Source organism: Gilliamella apicola, from assembly GCF_003202915.1.
Taxonomy (GTDB): Bacteria; Pseudomonadota; Gammaproteobacteria; order Enterobacterales; family Orbaceae; genus Gilliamella; species Gilliamella apicola_Q.
Map to the genome: position 1 here is coordinate 272121 of NZ_QGLP01000004.1, position 23968 is coordinate 296088.

18 protein-coding genes are annotated in these 23968 nt (G+C 36.4%); 4 read left to right on the forward strand and 14 right to left on the reverse strand.

Annotated features, from left to right (window positions below; genetic code table 11):
* Window positions 1-26: 26 nt before the first annotated feature.
* The 7 genes from leuD to DKK79_RS02815 all read right to left on the reverse strand — a co-directional run bounded on the left by leuD (window position 27) and on the right by DKK79_RS02815 (window position 8430).
* Window positions 27-629: a 3-isopropylmalate dehydratase small subunit gene (leuD, locus tag DKK79_RS02785; RefSeq protein ID WP_110422744.1), complete on the reverse strand. Its 603-nt coding sequence runs from the start codon at window positions 627-629 to the stop codon at window positions 27-29.
* 11 nt (window positions 630-640) lie between these two features.
* Complete coding sequence (gene leuC / locus DKK79_RS02790; RefSeq protein WP_110422745.1) at window positions 641-2050, reverse strand: 3-isopropylmalate dehydratase large subunit; 1410 nt, start codon at window positions 2048-2050, stop codon at window positions 641-643.
* A 64-nt stretch (window positions 2051-2114) separates the two neighbouring features.
* A complete protein-coding gene (leuB, locus tag DKK79_RS02795; protein ID WP_110422746.1) occupies window positions 2115-3194 on the reverse strand; it encodes a 3-isopropylmalate dehydrogenase in 1080 nt (359 codons plus the stop codon).
* Between the two features lie 61 nt (window positions 3195-3255).
* Window positions 3256-4803: a 2-isopropylmalate synthase gene (gene leuA, locus DKK79_RS02800; RefSeq protein WP_034884249.1), complete on the reverse strand. Its 1548-nt coding sequence runs from the start codon at window positions 4801-4803 to the stop codon at window positions 3256-3258.
* Window positions 4804-5125: 322 nt separating this feature from the next.
* Window positions 5126-6433, reverse strand: coding sequence for an MFS transporter (locus tag DKK79_RS02805; RefSeq protein ID WP_110422747.1), 1308 nt, complete (start codon window positions 6431-6433; stop codon window positions 5126-5128).
* 16 nt (window positions 6434-6449) lie between these two features.
* Window positions 6450-7337, reverse strand: coding sequence for a sugar phosphate isomerase/epimerase family protein (locus tag DKK79_RS02810; protein ID WP_110422748.1), 888 nt, complete (start codon window positions 7335-7337; stop codon window positions 6450-6452).
* Window positions 7338-7347: 10 nt separating this feature from the next.
* Entirely contained in the window at window positions 7348-8430 is a 1083-nt protein-coding gene (locus DKK79_RS02815) for a Gfo/Idh/MocA family protein (RefSeq protein ID WP_110422749.1), read from the reverse strand.
* A gap of 457 nt (window positions 8431-8887) precedes the next feature.
* Here DKK79_RS02815 and nfsB point away from each other — a divergent pair, with 457 nt between their 5' ends.
* Window positions 8888-9532, forward strand: coding sequence for an oxygen-insensitive NAD(P)H nitroreductase (gene nfsB, locus DKK79_RS02820; protein WP_034884545.1), 645 nt, complete (start codon window positions 8888-8890; stop codon window positions 9530-9532).
* Window positions 9533-9588: 56 nt separating this feature from the next.
* On the opposite strand, the gene DKK79_RS02825 is transcribed toward nfsB, so the two are convergent.
* A complete protein-coding gene (locus DKK79_RS02825) occupies window positions 9589-10458 on the reverse strand; it encodes a hypothetical protein (protein ID WP_110422750.1) in 870 nt (289 codons plus the stop codon).
* Between the two features lie 221 nt (window positions 10459-10679).
* On the opposite strand from DKK79_RS02825, the gene ettA reads away from it, so the two are divergent.
* The gene (gene ettA, locus DKK79_RS02830; RefSeq protein WP_110422751.1) at window positions 10680-12347 is read left to right on the forward strand and encodes an energy-dependent translational throttle protein EttA; all 1668 of its coding nucleotides are present in this window, start codon (window positions 10680-10682) and stop codon (window positions 12345-12347) included.
* Between the two features lie 62 nt (window positions 12348-12409).
* Here ettA and DKK79_RS02835 read toward each other — a convergent pair whose 3' ends face one another.
* The 5 genes from DKK79_RS02835 to DKK79_RS02855 form a co-directional block, all read right to left on the reverse strand.
* Window positions 12410-14032, reverse strand: a complete 1623-nt coding sequence (locus tag DKK79_RS02835) for a DUF2813 domain-containing protein (protein WP_110422752.1) — start codon at window positions 14030-14032, stop codon at window positions 12410-12412.
* 15 nt (window positions 14033-14047) lie between these two features.
* Entirely contained in the window at window positions 14048-14851 is an 804-nt protein-coding gene (rfaP, locus tag DKK79_RS02840; RefSeq protein ID WP_110422753.1) for a lipopolysaccharide core heptose(I) kinase RfaP, read from the reverse strand.
* Window positions 14844-15965, reverse strand: coding sequence for a glycosyltransferase family 4 protein (locus DKK79_RS02845; RefSeq protein WP_110422754.1), 1122 nt, complete (start codon window positions 15963-15965; stop codon window positions 14844-14846). Before DKK79_RS02845 ends, rfaP begins: the two co-directional genes overlap by 8 nt.
* Window positions 15966-16559: 594 nt before the next feature.
* Complete coding sequence (locus DKK79_RS02850) at window positions 16560-17483, reverse strand: TIGR01212 family radical SAM protein (RefSeq protein ID WP_110422755.1); 924 nt, start codon at window positions 17481-17483, stop codon at window positions 16560-16562.
* A gap of 89 nt (window positions 17484-17572) precedes the next feature.
* Window positions 17573-17974, reverse strand: a complete 402-nt coding sequence (locus tag DKK79_RS02855; RefSeq protein ID WP_110422756.1) for a hypothetical protein — start codon at window positions 17972-17974, stop codon at window positions 17573-17575.
* A 401-nt stretch (window positions 17975-18375) separates the two neighbouring features.
* On the opposite strand from DKK79_RS02855, the gene glyA reads away from it, so the two are divergent.
* Window positions 18376-19632: a serine hydroxymethyltransferase gene (gene glyA, locus DKK79_RS02860; protein WP_110422757.1), complete on the forward strand. Its 1257-nt coding sequence runs from the start codon at window positions 18376-18378 to the stop codon at window positions 19630-19632.
* A gap of 47 nt (window positions 19633-19679) precedes the next feature.
* Here the strand turns inward: glyA and DKK79_RS02865 are convergent, their stop codons facing one another.
* Complete coding sequence (locus DKK79_RS02865; protein WP_110422758.1) at window positions 19680-21851, reverse strand: phage holin family protein; 2172 nt, start codon at window positions 21849-21851, stop codon at window positions 19680-19682.
* Window positions 21852-22041: 190 nt separating this feature from the next.
* Between DKK79_RS02865 and DKK79_RS02870 the strand changes: the two genes are divergently transcribed.
* Window positions 22042-23964, forward strand: coding sequence for an ABC transporter ATP-binding protein (locus DKK79_RS02870; RefSeq protein ID WP_110422759.1), 1923 nt, complete (start codon window positions 22042-22044; stop codon window positions 23962-23964).
* Window positions 23965-23968: the final 4 nt, after the last annotated feature.

Here is a 23968-nt window from a genome sequence, read left to right on the forward strand (position 1 = left end):
AAAAGGCGCTTGCGCGCCTAAATAAATTAATTTAAGAATGTAGGAATTTTATGCTCAAAAGAGCTGATAGCATCTTCATGTTGCAAGGTTAAACCTATATTGTCTAAACCATTTAATAAACAGTGGCGTTTGAAGGCATCAATTTTAAATGAATATTGCTTATCACCCGCGATCACGACTTCATTTACTAAGTCGATAGTGAATTCAATTCCCTCATTGGCTTCAACCAATTTAAATAACTCATCAACTTCTTCTTCTGATAAGTTAACTAATAATAGTTGATTATTAAATGAGTTATTATAGAAAATATCAGCGAAGCTTGAACCAATGATAGTTTTAAAACCATAATCAGTTAATGCCCATGGTGCGTGTTCACGCGATGATCCACAACCAAAGTTTTCACGAGTCAATAAGATACTTGCGCCTTTATAACGAGGTTTATTTAATACAAATTCTGGATTAGGTTGTTTGCCAGCATCATCTAAAAATCGCCATTCATGAAATGCATGTTGCCCAAATCCGGTACGAGTAACTTTCTGTAAAAATTGTTTAGGAATAATCGCATCGGTATCGACGTTCGCGGCATCTAAAGGCACGACTAATCCAGTATGTGTAGTAAATTTTGCCATGACAAGTCTCCTTAAAATGGTTTGCGAATATCAGTAAAATGACCAGTAATGGCCGCCGCAGCTGCCATTGCCGGGCTAACTAAATGCGTTCTGGCATCACGGCCTTGGCGTCCTTCAAAATTACGGTTACTGGTTGATGCACAGCGATCACCTGGTGCTAATTTATCATCATTCATCGCTAGACACATTGAACATCCTGGTAAACGCCACTCAAAACCGGCATCGATAAAAATCTTATCTAATCCTTCAGCCTCTGCCTGTTCACGCACCGGACCGGAACCCGGAACGACTAAAGCTTGAACACCATCGGCGATTTTACGACCTTTGGCAACTTCAGCGGCGGCACGCAGATCTTCGATACGAGAATTAGTACAAGATCCAATAAACACTTTATTGATCTTAATATCAGACATTTTAGTTCCCGCGGTTAACCCCATATAGGCTAATGCGCGTTCAGCTGAATGTTTTTCAATTGGATCGGAAAAATCTTGAGGATTTGGTACTTGAGAATCAATAGCGGTTACTTGACCAGGATTAGTTCCCCAAGTTACTTGCGGAGCAATATCTTTTGCTTCTAAAGTCACAATCGTATCGAAATGTGCTCCTTCATCTGTTTTTAAGGTTTTCCAGTAAGCAACAGCTTGCTCAAAATCTTCTCCTTTAGGTGAGAATTGACGACCTTTTAAATATTCAAATGTGGTTTCATCTGGTGCAACTAATCCAGCTTTGGCACCCATTTCAATGGCCATATTACATAATGTCATTCGGCCTTCCATTGACAAAGAAGTAATGGCTTCGCCACAAAACTCAACTACATGACCTGTACCACCAGCACTGGTTGTTTTACCAATGATCGCTAGAATAATATCTTTGGCGGTAATGCCATTAGCGACTTTGCCTTTGACCTCGATTTTCATCGTTTTAGCGCGACCTTGTTTCAATGTTTGGGTGGCTAAAACGTGTTCAACTTCCGATGTCCCAATCCCAAAAGCTAATGCACCAAAAGCGCCATGTGTTGCGGTGTGTGAGTCACCACAAACTATCGTCATACCCGGTAATGTCATGCCTTGCTCAGGGCCAACAACATGAACAATACCGCGTAATGGACTTTGTAAACCGTATAAAGAAACGCCAAACTCTTCTGCATTTTTAGCTAATTCGGTTAGCTGAATTCGTGCCATCTCACTACAAGCGCTTAAATCATTACTTTTCGTTGAGGTGTTGTGATCCATTGTGGCGAAGGTTTTATGTGGTTGTCGGACTTTACGATTCATTGCGCGTAAACCATCAAAGGCCTGAGGAGAGGTGACTTCATGAACCAAATGGCGGTCGATATACAAAATAGGGGTTTCATTTGGAGCTTCATAGACAACATGTGCATCATATAATTTTTGATACAATGTTTTTGGTTTTGTAGACATTGCTTATATTCCTTTAATATTCTTTAAAAGGGTTAATATAATTTATTAACCCTTGCTCTAAAAATTAAATTAAACGACAAATGGTATCACCCATTTCATCGGTTGAAACATAACTACCACCACGAGCAAGATCGATAGTGCGTACGCCTTGTTGTAAAGCATTATTCACGGCATTTTCAATAGCTTTGGCGATATCATCACGTTTTAAACTATAACGAACCAATAGTGCTAATGATAAAATTTGTGCCGCAGGATTGGCGATATTTTTACCGGCAATATCTGGTGCACTACCACCAGCAGGCTCGTATAAACCAAAGCCATCTTCATTTAGGCTAGCAGAAGGTAGCATTCCCATTGATCCAGTAATCATGGCGCATTCATCAGATAGAATATCACCAAATAAATTAGAACATAATAATACATCAAATTGAGCAGGATCTTTAACAAGTTGCATCGTCGCATTATCAATATACATATGTTCAAGTGAGACATCAGGATACTGTTTGGCAACTTCGCTCACGACTTCACGCCACAAAATGGAGGTTTGTAATACATTGGCTTTATCAACAGAAGTAACTTTTTTACGACGAATTTTTGCTGCTTCAAATGCCATACGGGCAATTCGTTCAATTTCAAAACGGTGATAAACTTCAGTATCAAAAGCACGCTCTTGGGGTCCAGAGCCTTCACGACCTTTTGGCAAACCAAAATAGATACCGCCAGTTAACTCACGCATACACAAAATATCAAAACCACGGTTAGCAATATCTTCACGTAAAGGACATAATTCCTCTAAACCTTGATACAAACTAGCTGGGCGCATATTAGCAAATAATTTAAAATGTTTACGTAATGGTAAAAGTGCTCCGCGTTCAGGTTGTTGATCGGGTGGTAAATTGGTCCATTTTGGTCCACCAACCGAACCAAACAAAATAGCATCAGCTTTTTCACAACCTTCAAGTGTCTCTTTGGGTAATGGGCAACCATGAATATCAATTGCTGCACCGCCAACATCATATTCACTTGTTGTAATTGCAAGATTGTATTTTTGACGAATAACCTCTAGTACTTTATAAGCCTGTTTCATCACTTCTGGACCAATTCCGTCACCGGGTAGTACTGCAATATGGTAATTTTGAGACATATCTATTCCTTATAATTAATTTAAGTATTTCGTTATTGAATGACGAAATAGCAACTATTTGTTAATCATGGTGCAATTTTTGTTTTTGCTCAGCAACTTGATTCGCTCTATAAACATTATTTAATACATTAATTAATGCTAATGCTGATGAATGTACAATATCAGTCGCAAGCCCAACACCGTGGAATTTGCGCCCTTTATATTCGGCAACGATATCAACTTGACCTAAGGCATTTTCGCCCTGTCCTTTAGAGGCTAATTGATATTTTACAATTGATATTGGTTCGCCAGTGATGCGATGTATCGCTTGATAAACTGCATCAACTGGACCATTACCGGTTGCTGCATCTGAATATTTTTGATCGCCAATGGTCAAACTCACAGAAGCCGTTGAAACGACAGTGGAACCCGACTGAACATTGAAATAATCCAATACATAATGTTCTTGATCGTCTTTAAGTTGATTAATAAAGATCAACGCTTCTAAATCATAATCAAAAACTTGGCCTTTTTTATCGGCAAGCTCTAAAAAGGCACTATATACTTGATCTAAATTATAATCGCCATCGTGGTAACCTAACTCTTCTAAACGATGTTTAACCGCCGCTCGACCTGAACGCGAAGTTAAATTTAATTGGATTTGATTTAAACCGATTGACTCAGGGGTCATAATTTCGTAGGTTTCGCGATTTTTTAATACGCCATCTTGATGGATACCCGATGAGTGCGCAAAGGCATTACTACCAATAACCGCCTTGTTAGACGGTATTGGTGTATTGGTAATTTGGCTGACAATTTGGCTGGTACGATAGATTTCTTGATGATTGATATTGGTGTGCACGTTTAAGATATTTTGACGGACTTTGATCGCCATAATGACTTCTTCTAAAGCCGTATTGCCCGCACGTTCACCTAAACCATTCATCGCGCCTTCAATCTGCCGAGCACCTTCTTGAATCGCGCTAATCGAGTTAGCCACCGACATACCCAAGTCATCATGACAATGAACAGAGATAATCGCTTTATCAATGTTCGGGACACGTTCAAATAAGGTACGAATAATGCCACCAAATTGATAAGGGACAGTATAACCGACAGTATCTGGTATATTGATCGTCTTTGCCCCTGCTTGAATTGCTGCTTCAACAATCCGACATAAGTTATCAATTGGGGTACGGCCTGCATCTTCACAAGAAAACTCCACATCATCTGTATAATTACGTGCACGTTTAACACAGTGCACCGCCTTTTCGACAACATCTTCAAATGTCATCTTTAATTTATCTTTAACATGTAAGGTCGATGTCGCCATAAAAGTATGGATACGAAATTGATCGGCTACTTTTAACGCTTCGGCGGCAACATCAATATCCTTATCTATACAACGAGACAACGCACATACACGACTATTTTTAATGGTTTTAGCAATAGTTTGTACTGATTCAAAATCACCTGGAGATGAGATAGGAAAACCAACTTCCATCACATCCACTCGCATTCTTTCTAATGCTAAAGCTATTTGTAATTTTTCTTTAACATTTAAACTTGCTTGTAACGCTTGCTCACCATCACGTAATGTTGTGTCAAAAATAATAATCTGATCGCTCATTGTTATTTCCTTTATATTTTAGCGCTATCACGGTATTTCAAGTTGAGAAAACAAAAAACCCGCACTTTAGCGCGGGTTCTTGTTAATCTGTCGAGTTAATTATTAAATTACTTTTACTCCACACACAAGCTATCCGCGCAAACTGATGCGAGGAGGAGGCTGAGTAGGAGGTTAGTATATTTAATCATTAACTGCTCAATTTTATTTATAAATTATTGGTGATATTTTTATCAAATGATCATTGCTCTGTCAATGATTATTTGAATATTAATTGCTCATTATGCTAAATATCACCAATAAATATATAGAAATTACAATACTATTAGAGTCCTTGAGGAATTTCTATTGTTTCTAATTTTTTAATTACAAATATGTGTGCTAAAGCGCCGATTAAAGAAACCGCTGAAATATAACACATTGCATAAGCAAAACTGTTTGTATATTGTAGAATTAACCCCATGATAATTGGCGTAATTATACCTGCACAGTTACCGGCAATATTGAAGAAACCACCAACAGTCCCCATGACTTTTGCCGGCACAATATCACTCAGTAAAACCCAACCAATATTGGCAAAGGCATTTGCAAAAAATGCAAAAGATAATAGTCCAATGGCTATAGCGGGATAATCTTCAAAGAAGTTAGCCAAACACATAACTCCAGCGAAGCCTAATCCTAAAATTGATGGTAATTTTCGAGAGAACGTTCTGCTTTTTCCTCTTTTCATTAATGCATCACTTACAAATCCACTGCATAGTAATCCAATCATCGCCATAATATACGGGAACATTGCCCCAATACCTGCTTTAGAGATTGATAAATGTAAGCCTTTTTCAAGGTAGACAATGAACCAAGTAAGGAAGAAATAAAGGGTTGAATTTAGGGCAAATTGAGCAATACATAACCCTAAAAAATTGCGTTGTTTTAATACATAACTAATCTCTTTCCATTCGACTTTTTCTTGTTTTTTCTTGGCTTGTCCTAGTCCGCCACCTTGCTTTATATAATCAATTTCTAGTTGATTCGTCCGTTTACTATCTAAAGGATCACGGTAACGGATTAACCAATAAATACCAAAGAGAATACCCACAACACCACAAACATAAAATGACATTTCCCAACCATAATTAGCGACAACAAAAGCTAAAATTGGTGTTAAACCCGCAAGGCCAATGTACTGCGCACAAGCATAAAGTGCAGTTGCACTGGCTCTCTCTTGTGTTGGAAACCAAGTGGATATAATTTTAGTGTTCGCAGGAAAAGAAGGCGCTTCCGCTACGCCTATCAATGATCTACAGAGTAATAAAAATAGGAATGATGATGCAGCTGTTGTGAAAATATGATTTGAAGCAATACCCATGAGTAGCGTGAATATACTCCATAAAATAATTGCACAACCATATAATTTTCTTACTCCAATACGATCAAGTATATAGCCAACTGGTATTTGACTTAAAACATACGCCCAAGTAAACATTGAAAAAAGAAGACCAAGTTGTGCCGGAGTTAACGAAAACTCGGCTTGAATACTAGTACCGGCTACGGATAAATTTGCTCTGTCCATATAGTTGATTGCTGTTACAATAAAAAGTAACACCAATACAAAATATCGAGATTTTGTTGCTTTCATTTTTGTTCCTTGTTAATTATAAATATTGTCCATTAGTTAAACAGTTACAATGGCTCATGATTTGTTTCGTTGTTTGATAGGCCTGTGAAATTATCCATTCAGGTGTTTTTTCCCAATATTCAGGTCTAAAGGTTTCAATTGAAACCATTCCTGTGTATCCCATCTCTTTTAAGGTGATTAGAAAATTGTTTAAATTGAGTACTCCTTCATCGCAAAAGCGACGTAGTGCTTGAGACAACTGTTCTTCGGGAGCATCGTCCCCATTATTTATATGAACGGCAAAAATTTTATTAACAGGAATTTGTTTTATTACTGAAAAATCATTCAAACGGTTGTATAAATAAAGATTAAAAGAATCGATAACCAATCCAACATTGTCTTTGTTTACGGTTTTTACTATTTGCCAAGCTTGTTCAACAGTTCTTACCGAACTGCGATTAAAACCAACCAATTCGAAGCAAAGTTTAATTCCATAAGGTTCGGCTAAATTTGATAAGTGAGATAAGATTCTTACTGAATTTTTGCAATTATCTTCCCATGAACCAATAAATGGTCCTCCATTGGGATCTCTTTGTAATGGTGGAACTATAATAAAATATTCAGATCCAATTATTTGTGCTATTTCGCATCCCCAGATAAACTCGGCAACTAAGTCTTGTTCTTGTTGGCTTTGCGTGCCATCAAATAGAGTTGGAAATGTATAAAGGGCATTTAATGCATGCGGTTTTAAGTTATTTTTTTCAAAAAAATGCTTTAATTCGTTTACATCATGTTCTTTCAAATATTCATGAAGCATATCTAATCTTAGTTCGATAAAATCAAAGCCATTTTTTTCACATAGGACTAAATCTTTATCTACACTAGAACATTTCATGGCATTTGATTGATTATATCCAATTTTCACAATAGCACCCTTAATCTAGTGGAAACTTAATAACTTTATTGCTTTGGGTGCTACGATAAATAGCTTCAATCAGCTCAACTGTTTTTAAACCAGCGAGACCATCAATTAAAGGGGGAGTATCGTTTATTAATGAATCAAGAAAATCTTCAATTTGAAGTTGATGATAATAGTACATTGAATCTACACTATTAAAAAAGTCACAATCTTCTTTTTTCCATATTGGTAATTGATCTTCCTCTCCTTGAATCGTCCATAAGTCATTATATGGCGGCTCAGTAATTGAAGACACCCCAGCAATAAACATTGCACCGCCGTCGGTTTGTACTCCAATAGAAGCACCATTTTCTCCATGTACATGCACTTTTCCATAGAGTGCAGGATTTTGTGAATTACTTACTAACACATTACCTATACCGCCATTTTTGAATTTAATGATAGCAACAGCTGTATCTTCAACTTCGATATAGGAATGATTTAGGTTTTTCCATAATCCATAAACCTCTTCAACTTCACCCATGTACCATAAAAGTAAATCAAGTTGATGAGGAGCTTGATTGACTAGAACGCCTCCGCCTTCACCTTGCCATGTTCCTCTCCAAGGATCGCTTTCGTAATAAGCTTTATCACGCCAACCTAACATGGTTACGGTGCCAATTATTGGCTTACCAATTTTTCCATCATCAATCGCTTGTTTCATTCTTAAACATGGTCTATAAAAACGACGTTGGCACACGGTGCCTATTTTGGCGTTACCTTTTTGGGCTGCAGATAATATTGCCTGTGAGTCAGCTAAATTTGATGCTAAAGGTTTCTCGACTAAAATATGGCATCCCAAATTGGTTGCAGCTATGGCCACGGATGCATGGATAGGGTGAGGAGTACAAATACTAAGCATCTCAATCCCTTCATTTATAATCATTTGCTCAACATTATCATAGGCTTTAACACCATATTGTTTTGCAAACTCTTGCGCTCGTGCCAGATTTTGATCACAGACAGCTATAAATTTAGATTGTTTTAAATTCATCAATGCTTTTGCGTGAAAGTGTCCTACTTTTCCACAACCAACAAGAGCTGTTTTTAAGTTTTCCATTTAATAAAATCCTCTAATGTTACTGGTAACTAATTAAGTCATAAAAATGAATTAATTTTCTTCATTATAAGGTTAATCAGATAATAAATTATTTGATACCGGTCACATTTTCAGAACAATTATTGCTTATTTCGCAGATTAGAGATTAAAGGGTAATCTATAAGCTATTATTTTTTGTCTTTAAAGAGAATAAAAATACCTCAATGACCAATCATTAATTATCAAGAATCTCTAAAAAAGAAACAGAAAAAATAAATTGAAAAATAGTTGAAGAATATGCAGAATGGTTAAAGTTTAGGGCATAAGTGATAAATTGCCTGATAAGTAGTTTCTCTAGATTCAAAATAATCATTTCAATAATAAGAATGTTCATTATTTATGTATCCATTTCTACTCTAAAAAGAGATTTACCCAAGTAACGCTATTTCAACATTAATTATCATTGATTGGAGCCATTATGAATATCGTCGAAATTTCGCAAAAACGTTATACAACTAAACATTATGATAAAAGTAAAAAGATTCCTAAAGATAAAATTGAACAGTTACTAACTGTATTAAGAAATAGTCCTTCGTCGGTAAACTCACAGCCTTGGCATTTTTATATTATTGATAATGATGCCGCTAAAAATAAAATTTTACCGGCCATTGCAGAGTTCAATCAACCGCGAGTGACCGATTCTTCGCATACTATTTTATTTTGTATTAAAGCACCTTTAGAAGATGCGCATTTAGTTAACTTACTTAATCAAGAAGAGAAAGATGGCAGATTGCCATCATCTGAGCTTAAGCAAACTCAGGATGAATCAAGGCGTTATTTTGTCACTAAAAATAGCAAAACCGTTGAGTCTCAACAATGTTGGGAAGGTAAACAGACTTACTTGGCTTTAGGGCAATTACTTTTTGCTGCTGCGGCAATTGGTGTTGATTCAACGCCTATCGAAGGATTTGATTGTGATAAAATGGATGAGATTTTAGATTTAAAACGCAAAGGGTTAAAAAGCTTAGTCATTGCGACATTAGGTTATCGCTCTGAAAATGACGGTAATGCCCATAGACCAAAATCACGTTTACCAGAAGAACAAATCTTCACTTTTTTATAACAAATTACCGCTATAACTTATCCCACCAGATGAACAGTGGGGTAAGTTTACGAGTGTTATTTTAAATAAAAATTATTATATTGCATTAGTTTATCTTCAAGAACTTGTCGTTGTTGGGATGTAAAATCCTCGTTATAAAATAGATAACCACTATTACAATTTATAATAAACAGATAACCTTTTTTTACCTTTCTTATTTTGTGTAATTGATCATACTTTATAACAGTAGTACTTAATTGGGTTTTAGCTGTCATTGTAAATCTATCTTCATAAAAAATGACCTTCGAACAAATAAAAATTTTATTACTTGTTTTACACCAATTTTCAGCTGAAAATTTCAAACCAGGTTTGATACTGAAGTAGATTGCAATTGAATATATAATTGTAATACAAACGAAAAATAATGCATGGCTAGAATCTTTTATTAAAAAATAGCACGGTAAAAACATTACAAGTATATAAATAGGAGTCATTATAGATTTTTTAAACAATAAATAATAAAAGCAATAATAGATTCTATTAATATCCATTTTATAGTTGTTTATCTCTGCTATTTGGTTTTCTAAATTTTTTCCTAAATAATCACATAAAAAATCATGAATAATTTCTAGTTCATCTGATTTGAAAGACTGTTGACTAACAAAATAAGAATCTTGATTATTGATAAAAAATAAATAGCCGTTTTCAGTTTTATTAATGCAATATAAATCTTGATAGTAGAAAGTGTTGATTTCATTTTTATCTTTATTAAAAATGACTAATTTTTCATTATTAAACGACATAGTAAAGTGTCGCATATTATCTGGTGTTGAATCATTCAATTTTTGTGCGAACTCATGGTCTAATACGCCATATTTTGCATAATAAGCATCTAACCAATACTGGGTATTAACATAATATTCAATAACTACAGTTTGTTTTTCCATTTTATTCCTTATAAATTATTTAGTATGCTTATACAGATTTTTCAATAAACAATCATATATTAATTGAATATTGAATTATATATTAGTTGATAGTCATTCTATATTTATAACATAATTCATAAATAACCCTAGACCACACAGCTAGAATCATTACAATATACGGCATCAATCACATAGCAATACTATTTGCTAGTTTTAATCAATTAAACGGATAATGTTTTATGGCGCAATATGTCTATACCATGAACCGCGTGGGGAAGATTGTTCCTCCTAAACGCTATATTTTGAAAGATATCTCTTTAAGTTTTTTTCCGGGAGCTAAAATTGGTGTTCTTGGCTTAAATGGAGCAGGTAAGTCTACATTACTACGCATTATGGCCGGAGTAGATACCGAGATTGAAGGTGAAGCTCGCCCACAACCGGGTATTAAAATCGGTTATTTACCTCAAGAACCTAAACTTGATCCTAAACAGACTGTACGTGAAGCAATTGAACAGGCTGTTGGCGATGCTAAAAACGCTTTGGCTAGGTTAGATGAAGTCTATGCGGCTTATGCCGATCCTGATGCTGATTTTGATAAATTAGCTAAAGAACAAGCCGAGCTTGAAGCAATAATTCAATCGCAAGATGCCCACAATCTTGATAACCAATTAGAGCGTGCAGCTGATGCTTTACGTTTACCTGATTGGGATGCGAAAATTGAAAATTTATCTGGTGGTGAGCGTCGCCGCGTTGCTATCTGTCAATTATTGCTTGAAAAACCAGATATGTTATTAATTGACGAACCAACCAACCATTTGGATGCTGAATCGGTTGCTTGGTTAGAGCGTTTTTTACATGATTATGAAGGTACAGTGGTTGCTGTTACCCATGACCGTTACTTCTTAGATAATGTTGCCGGTTGGATTTTAGAACTTGACCGCGGTGAAGGGATCCCATGGGAAGGAAATTACTCATCTTGGCTTGAACAGAAAGATCAGCGATTAGCTCAAGAAGCGGCAACCGAATCAGCGCGTCGTAAATCAATTGAAAAAGAGTTGGAATGGGTACGGCAAAATCCAAAAGGTCGTCAAGCAAAAAGCAAAGCACGGTTAGCGCGTTTTGAAGAATTAAACAGTAATGATTACCAGAAACGTAATGAAACCAATGAACTCTTTATTCCATCTGGGCAACGTTTAGGTGATAAAGTTATCGAAGTGGCTAATTTAACCAAATCATATGGTGATCGCGTATTGATTGATAACCTCTCATTTAGCATTCCTAAAGGGGCAATCGTTGGTATTATTGGACCTAATGGTGCCGGTAAATCAACGCTATTTAGAATGTTATCAGGTAAAGAACAACCGGATTCAGGCACTATTACTTTAGGTGATACCGTCCAACTTGCTTCTGTCGATCAGTTCCGCGATAGTATGGATGATAAAAAAACCGTTTGGGATGAAATTTCTAATGGTCAAGATATCATGCGTATCGGTAATTTCGAAATTCCAAGCCGTGCTTATGTTGGTCGCTTTAATTTTAAAGGGGTCGATCAGCAAAAACGTGTGGGTGAACTATCAGGTGGTGAGCGCGGACGTGTGCATTTAGCTAAATTATTACAAGTTGGTGGTAATGTACTATTACTTGATGAACCGACCAATGATCTTGATGTCGAAACCTTGCGTGCGTTGGAAAATGCCTTATTAGAGTTCCCGGGCTGTGCTTTAGTGATTTCACATGACCGATGGTTCTTAGACCGTATCGCCACTCATATTTTAGATTACCAAGACGAAGGGCATGTTGAGTTCTTTGAAGGTAACTTTACCGAATATGAAGAGTGGAAAAAACGCACTTTAGGGGCAGAAGCACTTGAACCTAAACGTGCTAAATATAAACGAATTGCCAAATAGCTTTATAAAAAAATTCCGCCGATAATTATCGGCGGTTTTTTTATTACTAAATAAAAAAGAATTTACAGCAAGGATTTGGATGTCTTAACCAACTTAGCGAAAGTATCGGTTAATAATCGAGGAATTGCTGTGGCACCACGCGCTTTAGCATCATCACAAACCGCAATCGCTAAATCGGGCTTTGAACTTTTGTGGATCGCTTTTTGAATAATTTTCGGTACTGACATATCAATATGGGCAACAGTATTATAAGCAGCTAACTTGTATACGTGACTAAAACCATGTTTAAATAGAAAGTTTTCAATGTCGCGGGCCGGCAATACGGTGATATAATCATTTAAATTTTCACCTGGTGCACATTGTGATTGTACCGTCTGAGCATATTTTTTACCTGCCATATCACCATCAGTAATCACATACCAACGAATACCCATTCTATTCGCATAGTGAATTAATGGTTTTAAACCACACTGCGCAAATTCCAACAACTGAATACCTTCCGAACTTAAGTGATAGCCGCTTTGTTCGGCAAGCTCTCTAAGTAACCAAACTTCAGTTTCACCTTCAACCAACAACCAACAACGGGCAAATAGTGCAGTTGGGCGTCGATAAAGTACATGGAATAAAATGCGTCGACTATCGCCAACACTTAACGAATGAGGGGCAATATACTTACTGACAATTTGTTCGGGTTGGCGAATTAATCGGTAAATACTCTCTAAAGGAAACAGAGAGACTAAATCACTTGAGTTGGAAGTAATAATTTTTTGCGAAGGTAAATTTTTTAATAAACGAAAGCCAACCGAGAGAATAATTGGATGTAACTGACTTTCGGGTTCTTCTAAAACTAGAATTGGTACTGAACTGTGAGAGAGAGGGTTATCACCTTTAGCATTAACAATCGACCCAAATATACCTAAAAGTGCGGTGCGAAGATAATCATTATCTAAATCATCTAAGACATTATTGATTCGTTCGAGCGAATTCCAATCTTCGGTTTTTGGACTACTTTTTTGTGCTAATTTTTTATAGTTAGATCGTTGTTGAGAATCAACAAAATAGTATGCTAATAATGAACGTGCTGCTTGTAATCCCCGATTAAGCTCATCCTGACTTAATTGTGCCGAATGTGCTTTTAATTGTTCAGATAGTTGATCAATAAAGTATTGAGATAATGGCTCATTAGTGACAGGTAAATCCTTGGCATTAACTGAATTTTTAAGCGGCATGACTGGATTTAAATTAATTAAAATAGCGATCAATAATTTGACATTATCCAGTTTTAACGGTTGCTCATATTCATTCAACAAATTATGCGCGGTGATAATATTGCCACCACTTTTTTCAGCACTGATTTGATAAGCAATTCGATATAAACCATCGGATGTTGAACGATAACTAGCGACTTGCAATGGTTGATAGGCTTGCTCATTTAATTGATTTACATAAGATTCACAATAGACAACATTTATTGAGATATGATTACCATCATCATTATCATGGTAGAAATCTGATTCGACAAATTGATAAAATTTATTATCTAATGTAAGCAGCTTTAAAGCGCTAAGTAAGCTTGATTTACCCCATTGATTTTCACCAATCAGCACGCTAGATTTAGCATTAAGTTTCAATGAAAGTTGCTTAATTCCTCTAAATCCTTTGATATCAATTTGTTCAATAAACATGTCATGTCCTTATGGTTAAAGATGATACTTTTCAGTTCGTTTCGCAATACGCTCAGCTTTATGTTTAGCACTTGCAATTAATTCATCTTCATCTCGCAAAATGGCTTTAATCGGTTTCTTAAAATAGGCTCTTAAAAAACGCCAAATATCTCGCTGAGTTAATCCAATATTGATTGATGAAAAGTAAAGTCCAATTAAATCTTTATCACGCCAACGGGTAGGAACTTTATCGCGTGTTTGTGCTCGATGGAGATCAATCACCGAAAGTTTGATTTGCTGGTTATTTTTCAGTAGAGGTAAATCCAACAAGAAATGACACAAATAACAATCACGATGATTGACTCCCGCGCCATGCATTTTAGCTGTCATATCAGCTAAATAAATAGTTAACGCTCGTTTTAAATGATAACTAGGTGGATTAGTTAACCATGACCTAGTGAAATCTTCTAAACTGATAGTAGGATTAAGGTCTTTGGTAATAATAAAAGAGTGTCGGGTCAGTGGATTTAATCCTTTGCGTCCAAATGCTCGGCCGTCCATCGTATTCACGCCAGCTTGCTCTAAACGATGAATCGCATCCCACTCTTGTTTCGCATCTAAAACTGGTAAGCGTAGCGAAATCAGATTTTTTACAATTTCTTTAACCGTTGTGCCACGATGAAATTTAATAAAATAGGATTGGCCATCTAATTGAAAATTTAGAGTTTTGCGTTGTTTAACAGCACGATAAACTTTACCTGAAATCAATTCAACTTCGGTAAAGGGATCTTTACCTTGCCATAATTCTTTGAATGGTGATTTAAGTTTTACTTCATTCATAATGACATCCTAAAATAATGTCAGCTGCACGCTGTGCTAGATGATATAAATCTTCACTATTACCATAAGCAATAGCATTATTATGCCAAGTAATCCATTGCGTTTTATCAATAATTGTTTGCGCTAACACGTGATTTAATGCGTATTGATCATAAGGTTCTGGTAATACTATACCGGCATTAGCTTGGCTAATATGGTAAGCATATCCCGAAATGCCGGAAACAATCACCGGCACGCCTGCGGCTAATGCTTCAATCAATACCATGCCTGCGGCTTCTTGTCTAGCCGGATGCAACAATAGATCGGCGGAAAATAAAAAATCAGGAATATCATTACGACCAGAAAAGAAACGTACCTGTTTAGCAATAGCTAACTCATCGGCCAATTTTTGATATGGCTCAGGTTTATCTTGGCCAACCACCAAATAGGTAACTTTTTGCTTGAGGTCGTTAGGTAAAGCCGCAATTGCTTTCAATGTGCGATCAACGCCTTTACGTTTAAAATCTGATCCAATTTGCACAATCACAAAATCATCAAGACTAATTTGATTAGCTAATCGAAATTGTTGACGTTTTTGAGGCGAATCAACACTATATTTTCGATCTAAAGCAATGCCGGGTGGCAATAGAAAGAACCGCTCATCTTGAGTATGGTAATGATTTTTAAAATCTTCAATTTGTTGCTTAGTTAACACCATGATTTTGGTGGACGAACTAGGAGCAAATACCGCTTGTTCAAATGCTAAATAGTGTTTACAACGTTTTGATAGTTTATAAAAAAAGCCTTTATGGGCAGCTTTTTCCGCAAAACAAGTATCACCAGCAAAATAGACATCCAGGCCCGGCATTTTGTTAAAACCAACCACACAATTGACTGGATTAGCTTGTAAGTGGCTCTTCACCCAATGATAATAGGCTTGATTACGACTATGGTTAGATAATCCTTTTTTCGGAACGATAATAATATCAAAGCCAGCCGGTCTATCGCCTTGCCAGTCCAATACATAAACACGGATCTGATGACCTTGAGCTTGGCTAGCAGTAGCAATTTGTAAAAAATCGCGTTGCAAACCACCAAAAGGGAAAAATTTATAAATACAAAAAGCCAGTTGCATGCAGATTATCTCAAGTTAGAAAACATCATTATATACTTGTTGATAAAAAGGGGCAAAAATACCCTGAATAAATTTATCGCAAAACTAATATATTGTTTTATAAATAATTAAATTAAAAAACAATTAATTTAAATAGCGAATTACTGAAAAAATAGAAACCATATCTTAATTTTTTATTTTCGATTAAAAACAGAGCCAAAATAAATGGAATTAAAAAGTAGATAAATGTAACATGATCATCATTATTACCACTTAATTGACAAAGTGTGCTTAGCCCTTAAAACGGCTATTCATCGATACATATTGATTACCAATATATTTATAGCGAATAACAGCAATAGTTAGCTAATTAACCTTAGCATAAAGCTTATTTTGTTTATCATAAATGATCTATTGTAATAGATATGTTTAATTGCTCTAAACACAATCCATTAAGTTGATAAGGTCAATATCTAGATAGTAAGATAAAAAATTTTGAGGCATGTTTTTTAAGCTAAATCATTTACTTTTTAGCTATCAATTCAAATATAATTGTGCTTATTAATAGTTAAAATATACGTTCCTCAATATTTTTTCCATGTTGTTTTCAACTTATTATTCAAAATAATAAGGATCACCAATGGCGCTACCTTGAGCGCCAAATTGGCGTAAATTATTATCAACCGCATTCATTGATTGCCAATGATTTTCACACCAATCCGGTGCCAGTAACGTTGGTTTTCTAGCATTGGCTGAGATTCGATGATATAAAATATTGGCAGGCGTTTGTCGAATAATATCTCCGGCAATATCGACATACTCTTCTAAAGATAACACCGCAATTCGCCCGGCTCGCCATGCTTTAGCCATAATACTGCCTTCAACGATATGTAACGGATGAATTTTTAAGCCATCAACGCCACTGTCTAACACGTGGTTAAGGGTGATAAGATTGTCATGTTTATTCTCTTTAGGTAGACCAATAATAAGATGGGTACAAACTTTTATACCTAATTTGCGCGCTTTTTGTACTGTTTGATGATAGTCATCAAACGTGTGCCCTCGATTAATATGGTGTAATGTTTTGTCGTGAGCGGTTTGTAAACCGAGTTCTAACCAAACTTCGTAACCTTGATTTTGATAATCAGCAAGCAAATCTAATGCTTCTTTGGGTACACAATCTGGACGTGTACCAACACAAAGACCAACAATGTCGGCACTGTTTAGCGCTTCTTGATACATATTTTTAAGAATTTCGACTTCAGCATAGGTACTGGTATAGGCCTGAAAATAAGCAAGATAACGTTTAGATTTTTTCATTTGCTTGGCTTGCGATAGCAATTGATCTGATATTGATTTAATCTGAATTGATTCATCAATGATGGATGCCACATTACAAAAGGTACAACCACCTTGCCCTATAGTACCGTCACGATTGGGGCAGCTGAAACCACCATGTAAAGTGAGCTTATAGATTTTTTCGCCATAGCGACGTTGCAAATCCGAACCGAAGGTATTGACCACTAAATGAAGTTGCATAATAAACCAAACAAAATTTTTGGCTATTTTACCAAGATATGTAAGATACTCAATGGCTATTAAGCTAAGGGAAACAACTAATCAAATGGTTAGTTTTGTAAGATATAATCTTCGTCTTCACCGTTTGGGTAATTTTTATAAATATGCAGTAACTTGATTTGTTCTCCTTTTTTAGCATCATTTAAACTATATTCGTCTCTTAAACTGACCGTTATTTTGTAAGGTTGGTTGTTAGGCAAAGCGCATAGGCTATCAGCTCTCATTTCAGTAATATTTGTAGCCGTGACTAACACCTTTAATTCAACATTATTATATTCTCGTTCTGGTAGAGTTTTACCATTATCATCGCTAGGCGAGAATGACATAATGGCAATTTGCGGATCTGCAAGAAGTGTACCGGTTAATAAACAAATATTAACCTGACTAGCATTAACCGATAGGCTAAAAAAATAGCTAATAGATAAAACCACAGACAAAATTATTTTTTTCATTTAGATGTAATTGAATAGCCAAATCTATTTTTGCTAGATTTTATACTTAATGATAAATATATCAATTAGATTATAAATATTTTGTAATCGATAGTTTTATTTGCATTTATATTAAAGAAAGTATTTTTAGTTAAAATTTAGCTTCACGGTTTAAAAGGTGAAAAATCAACGCTAAATGGTGAAACTATAGAGAGTTGACGAGCGTTTTTTTGTCGGCTTAAATTTGGCTAATTTAGCTAATGAAGTTAATTAACAACTTAATAATATATAAATATTATTTATAACATCAAAAAAAGATTGAAATTCAACGCTGATTAAGTGACGATAATGTAATATTTTTTATACTAATCAAGTACTGTAACGAGCCGTTAGGCTGACGTAATTGCTTACAAGGAGCCAATATGTTTAGTAAACAAATGACCATTGCCGATTATGATCAAGAATTGTGGAATGCTATTAAAGGTGAAGAACAACGCCAAGAAGATCACTTAGAACTTATCGCATCGGAAAACTATACCAGCCCAAGAGTGATGCAGGCACAAGGTACGCAATTAACTAACAAATATGCTGAAGGTTATCCAGGTAAGCGTTATTACGGTGGTTGTGAATATGTTGATATTGTTGAGCAATTAGCGATTGAACGGGCTAAAGAGTTATTTGGTGCAGATTATGCTAATGTGCAACCACACTCAGGCTCACAAGCCAATTTTGCAGTCTATATGGCATTACTAAAACCGGGTGATACTGTGCTAGGCATGAATTTGTCTCAAGGTGGGCATTTAACTCATGGTTCACCAGTTAGCTTTTCTGGTAAGCTCTACAATGTGGTTGCTTATGGTGTTGACGAAACTGGACATATTGATTATGACCAATTAGCCCAAATAGCCTTAGATTCAAAACCGAAAATGATCATTGGTGGCTTTTCTGCTTATTCAGGAGTAGTTGATTGGCAGCGGATGCGCGAAATAGCGGATAGTGTTGGTGCTTTCTTATTTGTGGATATGGCGCATGTGGCTGGTTTAGTGGCAGCCGGTGTTTATCCAAACCCTGTACCATTTGCTCATGTCGTGACAACAACAACGCATAAAACCCTTGGTGGGCCACGTGGTGGTCTTATTTTGGCCAAAGGTGGCAGTGAAGATCTTTACAAAAAATTAAATTCTGCTGTCTTTCCTGGTGCGCAAGGTGGTCCGTTAATGCATGTCATTGCTGCCAAAGCAGTTGCCTTAAAAGAGGCGATGGAGCCTGCTTATAAAGAGTATCAAAAACAAGTTGTTAAAAATGCTCAAGCAATGGTTGATGTGATCATCAAACGTGGCTACAAAGTCGTGTCAGGCGAAACCCAAAATCATCTATTCCTAATTGATTTGGTCGATAAAAAGATAACAGGTAAAGAGGCGGATGCCGCTTTAGGTAGTGCGAATATCACCGTCAATAAAAATAGCGTACCAAACGATCCTCAAAGCCCATTTGTGACATCAGGAGTGCGAATTGGTACCCCAGCTGTGACTCGTCGAGGTTTTAAAGAAGAAGAGTCTCGCGAATTAGCTAACTGGATTTGTGATGTGTTAGATAACATTGATGATGAACAAGCTATTCAAGCCGTTAAACAAAAAGTATTGGCAATTTGCCGTCGATTACCGGTTTATCAACATTAATAAGAAAATTTCGCCGACGTAATGTCGGCGAAAAATATTATAGCCTATTAGTTTTTCTGTTCGTTTTGAGTTTGGCTTTGGGTTAACTGCTGTTGCTGTTGTTTAAAATAATTGGCAATATCATTTTTAAACCATAAAGCAGTGCCAACCAGAACTACGCCAACTAAGATTGCTGACCAGAATATTATCCGTGCTTTTTTATTGCGTTTTCTTAAAGGGTCAGTTAAATTTCGTTTAGCATTGGTGGGTAATTCCGCTTTACTGGTAAGTAATCCACCTAATAGTAAATTGATTTTTACTTGCCCATTAATTGCCCAACCAGAAGCTTCAAGTAATGGACCAAGCGTTCTCCTGCGTAATTTTAACCAAGCTAATATTACTGATGGCCCAGATATAATTAAGAACAAACCTAAAATCACTAATGGGAATTGCCACCAAGTGAGAGAGAAGATAGCCTGAAAAATGGTTGCCAGTGCAGTACCAATTGCACCAATCGCTAGGCCAATAGCCGCAAAGATACCAACACTCTTACCAATATCAAATTTATTTTCTGGATTTTGGATTGCTTGAGTACTGGTTTTTTCTATATCGGCGTCTTTACTGCTCGCCCATTTATTAATTTGTTCGGTAATTAAGCGGCCAATTCGTTGATAAGGGGCCCAAATCGCTTGTTGTATGCTAATTGGTTTAGTTATCATTTTAACCACATTGGCATCCCAATCATTGCCCTCATTATCAATAAATACCCCATTACGCCCTTCCATTAGTAAATCACCTTGTCCGGCGGTAATCGCGGCAACAATCGTCTGTTTTTGACCGTGCCTTGTGCATTCACAATAAAGTAAACAAAGTTCTGAATAATCAGCCATAGTTGAATGTTTAGCGATGTTATCAACGGCAACACAAAGCGTAGCACAACGACCATCAATATAAAGTTTGCCTAATTGAAAAGCAGCATAATGGTCAAGTGAGAAGAATTCCGCAAATGAAGCAAAATTAATCAATAAACGATAAAAATGTTTTTGAAATAGCACTAGTTTTTCTAACACAAAAACATCTGATGCTGAAATTGGCGTTTTATTATCTTGGTCAACCATTTTTTCAAATTCGCTTAATAAATTACCATTGGTAAAATTGGCGATCTGATTGCTAGGAATATCCTCAATACTCGCAGTAGGTTTAGTTGCTACGTTTAATTGTTGCATATCTGGTTTAGAACTAATTAACGTGGCATAGGCATTAAGACCCGTTTGAATATCTTGCCACTCTTGTGATGTTAATTGGTTAGGATCGGTTAAATGGGATGCCACTAAAGCCCTAAATCGAATAATTTTACTTTTCCAAAGTGGATTAAGACCGTTAACCAGATCTAATGAATTATTGCTATCAATTTTAGATAACGGCAGTTCAGCTAGGGCTTGATCTGACAGTAAGCCATTTTGCGTTGGAACAATATATTTCTCATCAACGTTGAGTGCATTTTGTGCTTGAGGAGCATATTGCGCTAATTCAACCCGCAGAAAATAGTCATCAATTTTTGGTTTTAATTCTTGAACCAACTTCCATATTTCAGAACGATTTTCCCCAAAAGGGGTCTGAGTATTACTGATATCGGTTTGCCATGCTTGCCAGCTTTTTAGATTTTTTACAAAAGTTTGCGCAATTTCTAGATTTATGCCATCTTGCCCGCTCATATCTTTTTGGGCGCCGGTGGTTTTAATTGCTGTTTGAATAAAGTTCTGCATTTCTGGTGATAATTCGCCAGAAGGTGGAAAAATTAAATCACCATTGTAGAGTTTGCTAGCATTAATTTTTAGCGATTGTTGGACATCATCTTGCGTTAAATAATCGGCTTGGCTCTTATTTAAATTCGCCAAAATACTATGCGCAGTAACTAATAATTTTTTACCTTGTTCTGTTGAATCATCAATTTGAGATAGTGGCAATGTTTCTGAGGATTGTACTATATTATCGAAAGAGACGATTTTATCTTTTGCCCAGCTAATTGCATCTAAAATATCGGGAATACGAATGCGGCCATCGTTATCAGAATCTAACAATTGTAATGTTCTTTGATCAAAATCTAAACCGGTTGTCGGGCAACTAAGTGCAACCCATAATTTAGGATCTAAATTGGGTAAGTTGATAATGTCATCGGCATTTTTTAATACGACTTGATCTAATCCACCAACACGTTGAAATGTCCAAGTATGACGCATAATTACCTCCATACTGAAATATTATTAATTAATTCAATTATTAATAAGTATAGCAGTATTTTTGTTTAGAAGAGAAAAGGAATGCTCGCTGTTAAGAGCTGTTAATTGTATCTTTGATAATTGATTTTGGTTGCCAATAGCAACTTTATGATAGAATAACGCCTTATTATTTAATATCCAAATAAAAAATATGTCATTAATAAATCTTACCAATGCTTATCTGTCATTTAGTGATGCACCACTTCTTGACCATATTGATATGTCGATTGAACTTAACGAGCGAGTCTGTCTTGTTGGTCGTAACGGTGCCGGCAAATCGACTCTGTTAAAAGTTCTTAACAAAGAAGTACCGCTTGATGAAGGGCAGATTGTTTATGAAAACAACGTAATTGTCTCTCGATTACAGCAAGATCCACCTCGCGATATTCAAGGTAATGTATTTGACTTTGTGGCGGAAGGGTTAAAAGAACAAGCTCAACTGTTAAAAGATTATTATGCATTGTCACATCTGGTTGAAGTGGATCCCAGTGAAAGTAATTTATCGAAATTAGCTAAAATGCAAGAACAGCTTGATCACCAAAATGGTTGGCAGTTGGACAATCGGATTCGTAATGTTATTTCTTCACTGTCATTAGATGGCGATGCGTTGCTCTCATCATTATCCGGTGGTTGGCTGCGTAAAGCGGCATTAGCCAAGGCACTCGTTTGCCAGCCATCAGTACTACTGCTTGATGAGCCAACTAACCATTTAGATATCGATACCATAAAATGGTTAGAAGAGTTTCTAAAAAGCTTCAATGGCAGCATTGTGTTTATATCACATGACCGATCTTTTATACGTCAAATGGCGACGCGAATTATAGATTTAGATCGTGGTAAGGTTGCCTCTTGGGGTGGGGATTATGACAGTTATCTGTTAGGTAAAGAAGAAGCGCTGCGTGTTGAAGAGTTACAAAATGCCGAATTTGATAAAAAGCTCGCCCAAGAAGAAGTGTGGATCCGTCAAGGTATTAAAGCTCGTCGAACTCGTAACGAGGGTAGGGTGAGAGCATTAAAAGTGATGAGGCAAGAGTATTCACAGCGTCGTCAAGTTATGGGCAATGCAAAAATGCAGATCGAAGAAGCACTGCGTTCAGGTAAAATTGTCTTTGAGTTGGATAACGTCAGTTATCAGATAGATGATAAAGTGTTAGTTAAGGACTTCACGGTACAAGTCTTACGCGGTGATAAAATTGCTTTGATTGGTCCAAATGGTATTGGAAAAACCACATTATTAAAACTCATGCTAGGTAGTTTAGCACCGACTTCCGGCAGTGTTCATTGTGGAACTAAACTTGAAGTGGCTTATTTTGATCAGTATCGATTAGAGCTTGATCCTGAAAAAACGGTTATGGATAACCTGGCAGAAGGTAAGCAAGAGGTGATGGTAAATGGTCGCTCAAGACATGTACTTGGTTATTTGCAAGATTTCCTCTTTCCACCAAAACGCGCTAGAACGCCGGTCAGAGCGCTATCTGGTGGCGAGCGAAATCGCTTATTATTAGCAAAACTCTTTTTAAAACCAAGTAATTTATTGGTGCTTGATGAACCAACTAATGACCTTGATATTGAAACGTTGGAACTATTAGAAGAACTTGTTAACGATTATCAAGGAACGGTTTTACTTGTTAGCCATGATCGGCAATTTGTCGATAACGTAGTTACCCAATGCTGGTTTTTTGAAGAGCAGGGGCGAATTGGTATTTATGCTGGTGGTTATACCGATGCATTGCAGCAGCAACAGCAAGCTAAACCGGTTAATAAGCAAGTAGCTACTAACAAAATCAATGAATCGGCTAAAACTGACACCATAAATAGCGCAAGCGCCACGCCAGTAATTAAAAAGAAGGTAAAGTTAAGCTATAACGAACAACGCGAACTTACTCAGTTACCGCATAAAATCGAGGAGCTTGAAACCGCTATTGCCGATTTACAAGCACAAATTGGCCGTAGTGACTTTTTCAATCAACCTCATGAAGTAACCAGTCCAATACTGCAATCTTTAACTGATAAAGAAGCGGAACTTGAAGCCGTCTTTGAACGCTGGGAACAGCTTGAAGCATTAAGTCAATAAGCGC

Coding starts and splice junctions, on each gene's coding strand:
- DKK79_RS02850 (WP_110422755.1), bottom strand. CDS start 17,483: ATGCAACTTCATTTAGTGGTCAATACCTTCGGTTCGGATTTGCAACGT.
- nfsB (WP_034884545.1), top strand. CDS start 8,888: ATGAATATCGTCGAAATTTCGCAAAAACGTTATACAACTAAACATTAT.
- DKK79_RS02855 (WP_110422756.1), bottom strand. CDS start 17,974: ATGAAAAAAATAATTTTGTCTGTGGTTTTATCTATTAGCTATTTTTTT.
- DKK79_RS02825 (WP_110422750.1), bottom strand. CDS start 10,458: ATGGAAAAACAAACTGTAGTTATTGAATATTATGTTAATACCCAGTAT.
- glyA (WP_110422757.1), top strand. CDS start 18,376: ATGTTTAGTAAACAAATGACCATTGCCGATTATGATCAAGAATTGTGG.
- DKK79_RS02865 (WP_110422758.1), bottom strand. CDS start 21,851: ATGCGTCATACTTGGACATTTCAACGTGTTGGTGGATTAGATCAAGTC.
- DKK79_RS02870 (WP_110422759.1), top strand. CDS start 22,042: ATGTCATTAATAAATCTTACCAATGCTTATCTGTCATTTAGTGATGCA.
- DKK79_RS02805 (WP_110422747.1), bottom strand. CDS start 6,433: ATGAAAGCAACAAAATCTCGATATTTTGTATTGGTGTTACTTTTTATT.
- DKK79_RS02845 (WP_110422754.1), bottom strand. CDS start 15,965: ATGCAACTGGCTTTTTGTATTTATAAATTTTTCCCTTTTGGTGGTTTG.
- DKK79_RS02815 (WP_110422749.1), bottom strand. CDS start 8,430: ATGGAAAACTTAAAAACAGCTCTTGTTGGTTGTGGAAAAGTAGGACAC.
- leuA (WP_034884249.1), bottom strand. CDS start 4,803: ATGAGCGATCAGATTATTATTTTTGACACAACATTACGTGATGGTGAG.
- leuB (WP_110422746.1), bottom strand. CDS start 3,194: ATGTCTCAAAATTACCATATTGCAGTACTACCCGGTGACGGAATTGGT.
- leuC (WP_110422745.1), bottom strand. CDS start 2,050: ATGTCTACAAAACCAAAAACATTGTATCAAAAATTATATGATGCACAT.
- leuD (WP_110422744.1), bottom strand. CDS start 629: ATGGCAAAATTTACTACACATACTGGATTAGTCGTGCCTTTAGATGCC.
- DKK79_RS02835 (WP_110422752.1), bottom strand. CDS start 14,032: ATGTTTATTGAACAAATTGATATCAAAGGATTTAGAGGAATTAAGCAA.
- ettA (WP_110422751.1), top strand. CDS start 10,680: ATGGCGCAATATGTCTATACCATGAACCGCGTGGGGAAGATTGTTCCT.
- rfaP (WP_110422753.1), bottom strand. CDS start 14,851: ATGAATGAAGTAAAACTTAAATCACCATTCAAAGAATTATGGCAAGGT.